The sequence below is a fragment of the Curvibacter sp. EU05-FHT14A10 genome (genome assembly GCF_058791075.1).
In genome coordinates, this window is record NZ_JBYTDE010000011.1 from 76671 (window position 1) to 88583 (window position 11913).

General features: G+C 63.8%; 14 protein-coding genes. 11 read left to right on the forward strand and 3 right to left on the reverse strand.

Features of this window, described 5'->3' with window-relative positions:
• Positions 1-6 precede the first annotated feature (6 nt).
• The 9 genes from AC3WUT_RS20340 to mdtD all read left to right on the forward strand — a co-directional run bounded on the left by AC3WUT_RS20340 (position 7) and on the right by mdtD (position 6106).
• On the forward strand, positions 7-480 hold the full coding sequence (locus AC3WUT_RS20340; protein WP_492348906.1) for a cyanophycin metabolism-associated DUF1854 family protein: 474 nt from the start codon (positions 7-9) through the stop codon (positions 478-480).
• Between the two features lie 35 nt (positions 481-515).
• Positions 516-1220 carry a 7-cyano-7-deazaguanine synthase QueC gene (gene queC / locus AC3WUT_RS20345; RefSeq protein ID WP_492348907.1) on the forward strand — a complete coding sequence of 235 codons (705 nt, stop codon included), beginning with the start codon at positions 516-518 and terminating at the stop codon, positions 1218-1220.
• A gap of 148 nt (positions 1221-1368) precedes the next feature.
• Entirely contained in the window at positions 1369-1824 is a 456-nt protein-coding gene (locus AC3WUT_RS20350) for a hypothetical protein (protein WP_492348908.1), read from the forward strand.
• A gap of 260 nt (positions 1825-2084) precedes the next feature.
• On the forward strand, positions 2085-2513 hold the full coding sequence (rplM, locus tag AC3WUT_RS20355) for a 50S ribosomal protein L13 (protein WP_019575878.1): 429 nt from the start codon (positions 2085-2087) through the stop codon (positions 2511-2513).
• Between the two features lie 9 nt (positions 2514-2522).
• Positions 2523-2915 carry a 30S ribosomal protein S9 gene (gene rpsI, locus AC3WUT_RS20360; RefSeq protein ID WP_492348909.1) on the forward strand — a complete coding sequence of 131 codons (393 nt, stop codon included), beginning with the start codon at positions 2523-2525 and terminating at the stop codon, positions 2913-2915.
• 93 nt (positions 2916-3008) lie between these two features.
• Positions 3009-3716, forward strand: a complete 708-nt coding sequence (locus AC3WUT_RS20365; RefSeq protein ID WP_492348910.1) for a DUF6776 family protein — start codon at positions 3009-3011, stop codon at positions 3714-3716.
• A 39-nt stretch (positions 3717-3755) separates the two neighbouring features.
• Positions 3756-4151: a bactofilin family protein gene (locus tag AC3WUT_RS20370; protein WP_492348911.1), complete on the forward strand. Its 396-nt coding sequence runs from the start codon at positions 3756-3758 to the stop codon at positions 4149-4151.
• Positions 4152-4209: 58 nt separating this feature from the next.
• Entirely contained in the window at positions 4210-4575 is a 366-nt protein-coding gene (erpA, locus tag AC3WUT_RS20375) for an iron-sulfur cluster insertion protein ErpA (RefSeq protein WP_027476533.1), read from the forward strand.
• 79 nt (positions 4576-4654) lie between these two features.
• The gene (gene mdtD / locus AC3WUT_RS20380) at positions 4655-6106 is read left to right on the forward strand and encodes a multidrug transporter subunit MdtD (protein ID WP_492348912.1); all 1452 of its coding nucleotides are present in this window, start codon (positions 4655-4657) and stop codon (positions 6104-6106) included.
• Positions 6107-6200: 94 nt separating this feature from the next.
• On the opposite strand, the gene AC3WUT_RS20385 is transcribed toward mdtD, so the two are convergent.
• Together AC3WUT_RS20385 and AC3WUT_RS20390 are read right to left on the reverse strand one after the other, a co-directional pair.
• Positions 6201-7331: an anhydro-N-acetylmuramic acid kinase gene (locus AC3WUT_RS20385; protein WP_492348913.1), complete on the reverse strand. Its 1131-nt coding sequence runs from the start codon at positions 7329-7331 to the stop codon at positions 6201-6203.
• Between the two features lie 56 nt (positions 7332-7387).
• On the reverse strand, positions 7388-8743 hold the full coding sequence (locus tag AC3WUT_RS20390) for a peptidoglycan DD-metalloendopeptidase family protein (RefSeq protein WP_492348914.1): 1356 nt from the start codon (positions 8741-8743) through the stop codon (positions 7388-7390).
• Between the two features lie 202 nt (positions 8744-8945).
• Between AC3WUT_RS20390 and tyrS the strand changes: the two genes are divergently transcribed.
• Entirely contained in the window at positions 8946-10181 is a 1236-nt protein-coding gene (gene tyrS, locus AC3WUT_RS20395) for a tyrosine--tRNA ligase (protein ID WP_492348915.1), read from the forward strand.
• A gap of 61 nt (positions 10182-10242) precedes the next feature.
• Here tyrS and AC3WUT_RS20400 read toward each other — a convergent pair whose 3' ends face one another.
• Positions 10243-11238, reverse strand: a complete 996-nt coding sequence (locus AC3WUT_RS20400; protein ID WP_492348916.1) for a LysR substrate-binding domain-containing protein — start codon at positions 11236-11238, stop codon at positions 10243-10245.
• 128 nt (positions 11239-11366) lie between these two features.
• On the opposite strand from AC3WUT_RS20400, the gene AC3WUT_RS20405 reads away from it, so the two are divergent.
• On the forward strand, positions 11367-11912 hold the full coding sequence (locus AC3WUT_RS20405; protein ID WP_492348917.1) for a DUF2917 domain-containing protein: 546 nt from the start codon (positions 11367-11369) through the stop codon (positions 11910-11912).
• The last annotated feature ends 1 nt before the right edge of the window (position 11913 follow it).

Here is an 11913-nt window from a genome sequence, read left to right on the forward strand (position 1 = left end):
GCCTCCATGACCCCCCAAGCTGATTTCAAGTTGAGCCGCCACCCGCTGGGCCGGCTGGTGCTGACCGATGCCGAAGGCCTCGATCACCTGGGCGTGACCCCCGTGCGCGCCTTTCCGATTGCGGCACCCGATGAAGGGTTGTCGCTGGTGGGCCCCGAGGGCCATGAACTGGCCTGGGTGCCTCGCCTGTCGGCCCTGGCGCCCGAGTTGCGCCAGCTGATCGAGGAAGAGCTGGCCAGTCGCGAGTTCAGCCCTGAACTTCGCAAGCTGCTGGCCGTGTCCTCTTTTTCCACCCCCTGTACCTGGACGGTGGAGACCGATCGCGGGCGCACCGATTTTGTGCTCAAGACCGAAGACGACATCCGCCGTCTGGACCGTGGGCGCCTGCTCATCACCGGCAGCCAGGGCATCGTCTATCAGATCCGTGACCTTCAAGCCCTCGACCGGGGATCGCGCCGGCTGCTGGAGCGCTTTCTCTGAGTCGGACTCTTTCAACCTCCATCCATTCGATTGCCATGCACAAATCCGCACTGGTTCTTTTCTCAGGGGGGCAAGACTCGACCACTTGTCTGGCCCACGCCCTGTCGCGCTATGAGCGGGTTGAAACAGTGGCTTTTGATTACCGCCAACGCCACAGCGTTGAGCTGGACGCGCGCCTGGCGGTGCTGGGGGCCCTGCGCCAGCAGTACCCTGCCTGGGCCGCCAAGCTGGGGGAGGACCACCTGCTCGACCTGGCGGTGTTGGGTCAGGTCAGTGAGACCTCCCTGACGCGCGACATGGCTTTCAAGATGGAGCAGGGGGGCTTGCCCAACACCTTTGTGCCCGGGCGCAACCTGCTGTTTCTGACCTTGGCCGCCGCGCTGGCCTACCGGCGTGGTCTGGAGGTCATCGTGACCGGGGTGTGCGAAACGGATTACTCCGGTTACCCCGACTGCCGGGATGACACCATGAAGGCCATGCAACTGGCCTTGTCGCTGGGCATGGACCGGCGCCTGTTGATCGAAACCCCTCTGATGTGGATCGACAAGGCCGACACCTGGGCTTTGGCCGAGCAACTGGGGGGGCAGGCCCTGGTCGACTTGATTGTGGAACATTCCCACACCTGCTACCTGGGCGACCGTGAGCACCGCCATGCCTGGGGTTGGGGTTGCGGTAGTTGTCCGGCATGCGAACTTCGTGCACGTGGTTACGAGCGTTACCGCGCTGCTTTGGTCGGCTGATCAAGGTTTTTCGGAGCGGCACTCAAAAAAACTGAAAATTTTTTGAAACGGGCCTCAACTTTTCCTGCGCAATGCCGTTACACCGTACGAGGACGCCTAAAAACCTTTCCCGTCATGATGTAAACAAACTGTATCCGCCGGAACTGCCATGCAACTCCCTCCTGTTGACCGATCGATGAACTGGGCCTATTCAGGCGCCGGCCAGTCGTTGGCAGGCGCGGACAAGGCCGTCAGTACCAAGCCGGCGGCCACGACCGTGACGAATGCGCCCACCGAGTCGACCATCGTGACCGTCTCGGGGCAGAAAGCGGCAAGCCCCGATAAACCTTCTGCTTCCAACGATCAGCCCAACAAGGATTGGACGGCCGTCAAGAAAAAGGCCACGACCGAGGAGCCCAAGACCCCGCCACCAGAGCCCATCTCCAAGAAGTTGATCGACTTCCTGAATTCGATGTGGAAGGCCAGTGGCTCGGTGGTCGAATTGGCGGCCGAACAAGCCAGTGCAGAGGCGAATCGGCTTGAAAAGGAAAAGCAGAAGCAGGGTCTATCGACCAATCTGCTGGTCTACACCGACCCCAAGGTCAAGCGCAGCGGCGGTTTGTGAGCACACCGCTCGCACGGCCATTGCGACGCATATAGACGACCAACTGCACTTTTTGTAGAATGGAAGGCTTCGCAGCGTTTTAGGCCCCGCGGCGAAGTTCGTTGGAGGCTTGCGGCAGGCTGTTTTTTCAGCTTGGCAGCCAAGCCCCCGACACCCCCCACCTAAGAGGTTTCCAGCAGAGAAACACCGACCGTGGAAAAGGGCCTTTTGTAGCCAGCCCGCGATTTCGCAACGGCTGGCAACCAACTCGAAAGCAATACATGTCTACGTTCAGCGCTAAGCCCGCAGACGTGAAGCACGAGTGGTTTGTGATTGACGCCACCGACAAGGTGCTCGGCCGGGTAGCCAGCGAAGTTGCCCTCCGTCTGCGCGGCAAACACAAAGCCATTTACACGCCTCACGTCGATACTGGCGATTTCATCGTCATCATCAACGCCGCCAAATTGAAGGTCACCGGCACCAAGTCCCTGGACAAGGTGTACTACCGTCACTCCGGCTTCCCCGGTGGCATCACTGCTACCAACTTCCGCGACCTGCAAGCCAAGCATCCTGGCCGTGCACTCGAGAAGGCCGTCAAGGGCATGCTGCCCAAGGGTCCTCTGGGTTACGCCATGATCAAGAAGCTCAAGGTGTACGGTGGTGCTGAGCACCCCCACACCGCGCAGCAACCCAAAGTGCTGGAACTGTAAGGAGCCGAGATGATTGGTGAATGGAACAATGGCACCGGCCGTCGCAAATCCAGCGTCGCCCGTGTGTTTCTGAAAAAAGGCACCGGCAAGATCACGATCAACGGTAAGGACATCCAGGCCTACTTCGGCCGCGAGACCTCCATCATGATCGCGAAGCAGCCGCTGGTTCTGACCAGCCATGTCGAAACCTTCGACATCCAGGTCAATGTGCACGGTGGTGGTGAATCCGGTCAAGCCGGTGCAACCCGTCACGGCATCACCCGCGCTTTGATCGATTACGACGCGACGCTGAAGCCCGCACTGAGCCAAGCCGGCTTCGTGACCCGCGACGCTCGTGAAGTCGAACGTAAGAAGGTCGGTCTGCATTCTGCTCGCCGCGCCAAGCAGTTCAGCAAGCGTTAATCCGCTTTCTTCTCTGCAAAAAGCCGCAACAAGTTCTGCTTGTTGCGGCTTTTTTGTTTTACGCTCGCGGTTTTTCCAGTTTCAAGCCTGTTCATGCGTCTTCGCCTGCTTCGCCGCCGCCTCACCATCAGCACGCCCCGCATGGCGGTGCGCAGTGCCATGCCCTGGCCTTTGCGCTGGGTGCTGCTGGCCCTGGTGTTCGGCTTTTGCGCGGCCGTGGCGCTGTGGGCGTTCGAGACCGGCAAGAACATCGCCGGGCTGGACCGCCACTCGCGCGAAGAACTGGCGGCCTTGCGTCAGCAGGTGGCCCAGATGCAGGACGAGCGGGACAAGGCGCAATCCATTGCCAACACCTCGGGCAGCTTGCTGACGGCCGAACGTGCCACCCAGGAGCGCCTGTTGGCGCAGATCCACCAATTGGAGCTCGACAACCGCAGCCTGCGCGACGACCTGGGCTTTTTTGAAAAGCTGATCCCGGCCAACAGCGTCGAGGACGTGGCGATTCGCGGTCTGCAGGCCGAAATCGTGGCCAGCCAGCAGTTGCGCTGGCAGGTGCTGGTGATCCAGCCCGTCAAGAGCGGCCCCGAGTTCAAGGGCCGGCTGGAACTGGTGTTGACGGGCACGCTGGCCGGCAAGCCCTGGGAGCAGCCCTTGCCGCAAGGCCCGGTGCCCTTGCAATTCAGGCAATATCGGCGACTCGAGGGCCTGGTGGATCTGCCGCCGCAGGTGTCGGTCAAGCAGGTCACGGCACGCATTTTTGATGGCAGCAGTTCGCGTGCCGTCCAGACACTCAAGCTCTGAGTTTTTCCCCATCCGGCACACTTCCTGAAAGGACGGCCCATGTTCGCGAAAAAGAAGCAACCGCCCATCAAAAGCCTGATCGCGCAAGGCAGCCGCATCGACGGCAACATCACGTTTGCCGAGGGCCTGCGGGTTGATGGTGACGTGGTGGGCGACATTCGGGTCGATGAGTCGCAACCCAGCCTGCTGGTGATCTCTGAAACGGCCACCGTGATGGGCGCGGTGTACGCCGATCACCTGATCATCAACGGGCGCATCAAGGGGCCTGTGCATGCCCGCGAGTTGCTGGAACTGCAGCCCCATGCCCGCATTGAGGGGGATGTGTATTACAAGGCACTTGAGATGCACCAGGGTGCGGTGATCGCCGGCATGCTGTGCCCGGCGGCTCCGATCGAAGAAAAACCCCTGTTGACACTAGCGGCAAATAGCCGTTGATCTGAATTCCCGAGCGAATTCTTGTACTATTCGCCCAAACCCGTTTCCGGAGAACCCCATGAGTGCTGTTGTCGAGTCGCTGCCGACCGAAATGCCCGCCCCCATTCTTTTCACAGACAGCGCTGCCGCCAAGGTGGCCGATCTGATCGCTGAAGAGGGCAACCCCGACCTGAAGCTGCGCGTGTTCGTGCAGGGCGGCGGCTGCTCGGGCTTTCAGTATGGTTTCACCTTTGATGAAATCACCAACGAAGACGACACCACCATGACCAAAAATGGTGTTTCGCTGCTGATCGACGCCATGAGCTACCAGTACCTGCTGGGGGCCGAAATCGACTACAAAGAAGACCTGCAAGGCGCCCAGTTCGTGATCAAAAACCCGAACGCCACCACCACTTGCGGCTGCGGCTCCAGCTTCTCAGTTTGATGGCGCGCCTGCCGCCCTCCTGGAGAACCGCCCTTGAGGCGGTTTTTTCTTGTCCAGCCAACCTTCAATCATTCAAAGCATGACGGTCGTCGATCCCGAAAGTCGTTCCCAGCAACGCCTGCTGTGGCTGGTGGCCCTGGGCTTTTTCATGCAGACGCTGGACGCCACCATCGTCAACACGGCCCTGCCGGCCATGGCGCAAAGCCTGCACGAAAGCCCGCTGCGCATGCAGTCGGTGATCGTGGCGTACTCGCTGGCCATGGCCATGTTGATCCCTGCCTCCGGCTGGGTGGCCGACCGCTTCGGAACCCGGCGGGTCTACGTGGCGGCGATCACCCTGTTTGCCCTGGGCTCCCTGCTGTGCGCGCTGTCGACGTCCCTGCCACTGCTGGTGGCCTCACGGGTGGTGCAGGGCCTGGGCGGTGCCCTGCTGTTGCCGGTGGGGCGACTGGCTGTGCTGCGCACCTTTCCGAAGGAGCGCTTTCTGCAGGCCATGAGCTTCATCGCCATCCCGGGCCTGATCGGACCCCTGATCGGACCCACCCTCGGGGGCTGGCTGGTGGAGGTGGCCTCCTGGCATTGGATCTTTCTGATCAACCTGCCGGTCGGGGTGATTGGCGCGGTGGCGGCTTATTTCTTCATGCGCAGCGGTCCTGCAGTCACCGTGGCCAGGTTCGACTGGTCGGGCTACCTGTGGCTGGCCACGGGCATGGTGACCCTGTCGCTGGCGCTGGATGGGCTGTCGGGCCTGGGCCTGGGGCAGGCCGGGGTGTTGGTGCTGCTGGTGTTCGGGCTGGCCAGCCTGGTGGCATATTGGCTGCACGCCATGCGAAGCCCGGCGCCCCTGTTTTCGCCCCAGCTGTTCAGCGTGGCGTCGCTGGCGATTGGTTTGCTGGGCAACCTGTTTTCGCGCCTGGGCAGTTCGTGCATGCCTTTTCTGGTGCCCCTGCTGCTCCAGGTCAGCCTCGGCTACTCGCCTTTCGAGGCCGGTCTGATGATGCTGCCGGTGGCCATGGCCGGCATGGCCGTCAAACGCATCACCACCCCCCTGATCACCCGGCTGGGCTACCGCAAGGTGCTGGTGGGCAACACGGCACTGGTAGGCCTGGCCATGATGAGTTTTGCCCTGATCAGTCCGGGCCAGCCCCTGGGCTTGCGACTGCTGCAACTGGCTGTGTTTGGTGCGGTCAATTCAATCCAGTTCACGGCCATGAACACCCTCACGCTGAAAGACCTGGAGGGCTCCCAGGCCAGCAGCGGCAACAGCTTGTTGTCGATGGTGCAGATGCTGGCCATGGGCATGGGGGTGGCCGTGGCGGGCGCCGTGCTGGCGGGCTTTGCGGCCTTGCTGGGCCCTGGCGGCAATGCAAGTGCGGCGCACCTGGACACCCTGTCCTCGTTTCACGCTACTTTTGTCACCATGGGCTTCATCACCTTGGCGTCCGCCGCCATCTTCTGGCAATTGCCTTCGGGTCTGGAGCCAGGGCTGGTGCGGGGCGATGCCTCTGCGGCCGGTCCGCACGAACCCTGAGCAGCAGGGGGGGGGCAGCGGGCCTGGGACTCTGCGCCGGAATTCAGCGCAGGGGTTTGGCACAGGGGCTTGGCGCCGGCGTGTAGGCCCGGATTCAGGCCGGATAAAGCGCGCCCAGAATGCGCGGCCCCTGGGCACCGGTCACGCTGGGCAGGTTGCCGGGCTGGCGCTGCAGGGCCTGGCGTGCCAGCCAGGCGAAGGCGACAGCCTCGACCTGCAGCGGAGGCAGGCCGGCCAGACCGCTGGATTCGACATTCACCTCGGGCAGGTGATGTTGCAGGCGACTGATCAAATGCCCATTCAGTGCCCCGCCGCCACACACCAGCAGGCGACGGCTGTCCGGTGCGTGCATTTGCACAGCCTGGGCGCAGGAGAGGGCGGTGAACTCCGTGAGAGTGGCCTGCACCTGGGTGGCACTCAGGTGCGGGTGGGCTTTCAGGTGAAGCTCCAGCCAGGCCGGGTTGAACAGATCACGCCCGGTGCTTTTGGGGGGCGCTTGCTGCAGAAAGGGCTCCTGCATCAGGTCGGCCAGCAAGCCTGCATGGATCTGGCCTTGAGCGGCCCATTGGCCATCCCGGTCGAAGGGCTGGCCGGTGTGCTGCAGGCACCAATGGTCCATCAAGGCATTGCCGGGCCCGCTGTCAAAGCCGAGCACGGGCGCCGCAAGCTGGCTTTGCGGCGGGATCACGGTCAGATTGGCAATGCCGCCAATGTTCAGCACCGCCTGGGTCTGGTCAGGCTGTCCGAACACCCGCGCGTGAAACGCGGGCACCAGCGGCGCACCTTGCCCGCCGGCCACCACATCGCGGGTGCGAAAGTCGGCCACCACATCAATGCCGGTGTGCTCGGCCAACAGGGCCGGGTTGTTGAGTTGCAAGGTGTAGCCGGTGCCGTCGTACTGGCCGGGCTGGTGTCGCACGGTCTGCCCGTGGGCGCCAATGGCCGCCACATGCCAGGTCGGCAGCACGGCCTCGGCCAGCAGGCGCGACACCACCACCACATAGGTGCGGGCGAGGGCATTGGCCGCGATGGCCGCACGATGCAGCTCGTCGGGGCCGGGGCTGTTGAGTTCCAGCAGCGATCGCTTGAGTTCGGCCGTGAAGGGCAGGGCCACATGCGCCAGGACCTGGGGCTGATCGCCCTCAAAGCGGCACAGAACGCCATCCACCCCATCGAGTGAGGTGCCGGACATCAGTCCGATGTAGTGGTCTGCCTTGCCTTGCATGGGCCGATGATAGCGGGCTGTGCGCTTCGCTCAGCGTGGCGCCTGCACTCCCGCCGTCAATCGGCGCTGGCCTGTTGCACCGACGCCGCAGCCGAGAGCTGGATGCGCATGGCCGAAGCCAGGCGGTTGAAGGCGGGGCGGGCTGCCGGGGAAACCGGAACCGCTTGGGCCTGGTGGGCGATGGTCATCGGGTCCTGGTGCACGCCATTGACGCGGAATTCAAAATGCAGGTGCGGCCCGGTCGCCCAGCCGGTGGCGCCCACGGCCCCCACGGTCTGGCCCTGGCTCACGGTCTGGCCCCGGGTCACGCCGATGCGGCTCAGGTGGGCATACACCGTCATCTGGTTGTTGCGGTGCTTCAGCATCACCACATTGCCGTAGCCGTTCTGTACCCCTGCAAAATCGACCACACCATCACCCACGGCACGCACGGCGGTGCCGGTGGGGGCCGCGTAATCGGTGCCCAGATGGGCGCGCCAGGTTTGCAGAATGGGGTGGAAGCGCATCTTGAAGCCGCTGGTCACGCGCGAGAACTCGACGGGCGAGGTCAGGAAGGCGCGGCGCATGCTGTTGCCGTCCAGCGTGTAGTAACTGCCCTTTTGACCGGGTTCCTGGAACCACATGGCCTGGTAGGCCTTGCCATCGTTGATGAACTCGGCGCTCAGCACACGGCCAGCGCGCAGGGGTTCGCCGTCGGCCTCCAGGGTTTCGTAGACGACCGAGAAGCGGTCGCCCTTGCGCAGGCTGCGGTGAAAATCGACGTCGCCTGAGAAAATTTCGGCCAGTTGCGTGGCCACCGTGTCGGGGATGCCGGCCTCATCAGTGGCCGCAAAAAGCGAGCTGCGGATGGTGCCGCCGGCCAACTTGCTGCTGGCGCTCAGTGGGGCTGTTTCGATGTGCGAGCTGTAGCTGCCGCGCGGGGTCTTTTCAAATACCAGGCGTTGAAAGGTGTTGCTGTCGTCAGGCGTCCAGCGTGCGACCAGGCGCACCAAGTGGTGGTCTTCGCTGGCTTCGGCCGTCACCTGGCGACCATTGCGACCGAGCAGGCTGATGCGCACCAGCGCATCATTGCGCAAAAAGGCGGCAGCCACCGGGTCGCTGATGCCCAGGCGTTGCAGCAGGGTGTCCACGCTGTCGGTGGGGCGCACCATGTCGGAGCGAAACAGGTTGAACCGGTGGATGTCCAGTGCCTCAGCCTGCTCGGTCACCGAGATCGGCTGGACGGTTTCGGTGATCTGGCGCACTGGCAGGTCGGCCGCGTCGGGGGCCATGGAGGCCACGGCGAAGGCGCCTCCGCCACCGCCCAGCAAGAGGGCGGCCACCAAGGTGGTGATGCGTTTGGGGTGGTGTTCGACCTGGTGGGCCAGTCGTGTCAGCAAAAGCTCGCCGGCGGCGAAGAAACCGTTTTTCAAGAATCTATCCCCAGGATCGTTCCGCCTTTTTTCAAGGCAGTGGGTCGGGCACGATGGGATGCTATTCCTGACGATTCCCGACGGTGGCAGGTGTTCGGCCTGTGCCTGAACCTGTTCGCAAAAAGCGGGCCAATTAAAATCCACTTTTGCGAGCCGAACGAGTATAGCTGCCCGCCCCGCCCCGACATCTGAAAAAACCCTTATGAATCAAGCTGCTGCTGTTACAAATCACCCCGTCACCGACCGTGTGCGGGAGGCGCTGGCCGTGACCCTGCGGGGCTGCGACGAACTCATCCCACAAGACGCCTGGGTGCAAAAACTGGCCCGTTCCGAAGCCACCGGCGTGCCTTTGCGCATCAAACTGGGGCTGGACCCGACTGCGCCTGACATCCACATCGGCCACACCGTGGTGCTCAACAAAATGCGCCAGCTGCAGGACCTGGGGCACACCGTCATCTTTTTGATCGGTGATTTCACCAGCATGATCGGTGACCCGTCGGGCCGCAACAGCACCCGCCCGCCCCTCACAGCGGAGCAGATCAAGGTCAATGCCGAGACCTATTACAAGCAGGCCAGCCTGGTGCTCGACCCGGCCAAGACCGAGATCCGCTACAACAGCGAATGGAGCGATCCCCTGGGCGCGCGGGGCATGATCCAGTTGGCGGCCAAGTACACCGTGGCCCGCATGATGGAGCGCGACGACTTTCACAAGCGCTTCACCACCAACCAGTCGATCAGCGTGCACGAGTTCCTGTACCCCCTGATGCAGGGCTACGACTCGGTGGCCCTGAAAAGCGACCTCGAACTGGGCGGAACCGACCAGAAATTCAACCTGCTGATGGGCCGTCACCTGCAGCAGGAGTACGGGCAAGAGCCCCAGTGCATCCTGACCATGCCGTTGCTCGAAGGCCTGGACGGCGTGGACAAGATGTCCAAGAGCAAGAACAACTACATCGGCATCAGCGAAGACCCGAACACCATGTTTGCCAAGGTGCTGTCGATCTCCGACACCCTGATGTGGCGCTGGTACACCCTGTTGTCGTTCAAGAGCGAAGCCGAGATTGCCGCCCTCAAGGCCGAAGTGGAGGGTGGTCGCAACCCCAAGGACGCCAAGGTGGCCCTGGCCAAGGAGATCACGGCCCGCTTCCACAGCGCGGCTGCTGCCGACGCGGCCGAGCAGGACTTCAACAACCGCAGCAAGGGCGGTGTGCCCGATGAGATCCCGGAAGTCAGCCTGTCGGGCGCCCCCATGGGCATCGGTGCCCTGCTCAAGGCGGCGGGCCTGGCCCCCTCGGGCAGCGAGGCCAACCGCCTGATCGATGGCGGTGGGGTGCGTGTGGATTCCAGCGTGGTCAGCGACAAGGGCCTGAAGCTGGCCGCCGGCACCTACGTGGTGCAGGTGGGCAAGCGCAAGTTCGCCCGGGTGACGCTGAGCTGAGCGCAGGCCTGAAGGGCCGTCGTGCGGCGGCCTTGCGGTGGTGGCCGTGCGGCCGCCGGGCTCAGCCCAGGTCGTCGCACAGATCGGTGTCCGGCACTTCTCCCACGGTGTGGCGGGTGCGTGAGGCCTCGTCCACCAGCCAGTCGCTGAAGGCCTTGACCTCGGGGCGGTGGGCCGTCCGCGGGCCCACCAGCAGCCAATACACCAGTGGCGAATCGAGGCGGAAGCCTGGCAACACCTCGACCAGATCGCCCGAGGCCAGGCTGTCGGCAATCAAGGGCATGCGTGCCAGGGCCACACCCTGGCCGGTCAGGGCAGCCTGCACGATCTGGTGGGCGTAGTTGAAATACAGCCAGCGCTTGGGCTCGACATTGCTCAGGCCCTGGGTCTCGAACCAGCGCCGCCAGGACAGCCACTCCATGTGCTGGGTGCGATGGGCGTCACCCGCCTCGATCAGCGTGAACTTGGCCACGTCAGCGGGTTTGCGGATGGGCTGTCCGCTTTTCAGCAACCAGGGGCTGGCCACCACGGCCAGTTGTTCGCCAAACAGGCGTTGTGCCCCGCGCACGGAAGCCCCGGGCAGGCTGTAGCGCAAGGCCAGGTCGATGTCGGCCGTTTCCAGGTCGACCGCGGTGTCGGTGGCGTCGATGCGGATGTCGATGTCGGGGTGGCTGCGCTGAAAGGCCTCCAGCCGCGGGATCAGCCACATCGACGCGAAAGAGGCCCAGGTGGTGATGGCCACGCTCTTGCGTCCTGCACTCTGGCGGATCTGGCGCACCGTGCTGTCCAGTCGCTCCAGCGTGGGCAGCAGGGTGCGCAGCAACTGCGAGCCGGCACTGGTCAGCTCCACCGCCCGGGTGTGGCGCAGGAACAGGGGCACGCCGATCTCATCTTCCAGCGACTGGATCTGGCGGCTGACGGCCGACTGCGTCAGCGCCAGCTCTTCGGAGGCGGCGCGGAAGTTCAGGTGTCGGGCCACGGCTTCGAAGGCGCGCAGGTGGCCCACGGCCACGGTGCGGGTGCGCAGATGGGTGATGGAAGGGCTGGCTTTGCTCATGCGGCAGGCATCGTCTCATTCATGCGAAAGAGGTATCAATCGCGGGTGTGCAATTCATTGGACCATCTGCATTCTGCCGCCGATCATGAAGGCTCCTCAACGGTTTTTTCTCACTCAAGGAGTTCATCATGCTGTCCCGCCCTGTTCTGGAATCGCAACAATCCGCCGCCTTTGCACCGGCTGGCCGCGCGTTCCCCGGCGGTTGGAACATCTTGCCCGGGCGCGCACTGACCCTGTGCCCGCGCGAGCGCAGCGTGATCGAAATGAACCAGGGCCGCCTGTGGCTTACCTTCACTGGGCCGCACCGCGGCCACGCCAACGACCTGGGCGACCGCTTTCTGATGCCGGGCGACTGGCTGGTGATTGAACCCGGCCAGACCGTGGTGCTGGAGGCCTTTGTGTTGGCGCAGGAGCTGACCCAGGCGGCGCCGGTCGACGTGGTCTTCCGCTGGGACCGTGCACTGCCTCTGGTGGCGCAGGCTCCAGGCCGTTTGCAGGCGGCCAGCGCCTTGCCCACCGACCTCGCCTTGCCCCTGGCCGACCTGAGCCGGGGCTTGTGGCAGGGTTGGCAGGCCGGTGGCGCCGTGGTGGGGGCGCTGGGGCGCCTGGCCGTGGGCAGCGCACGCTGGAGCTGGCTGTTGCTGCAGAGCGGCCGGCAACGGCACCCGGCCTGAG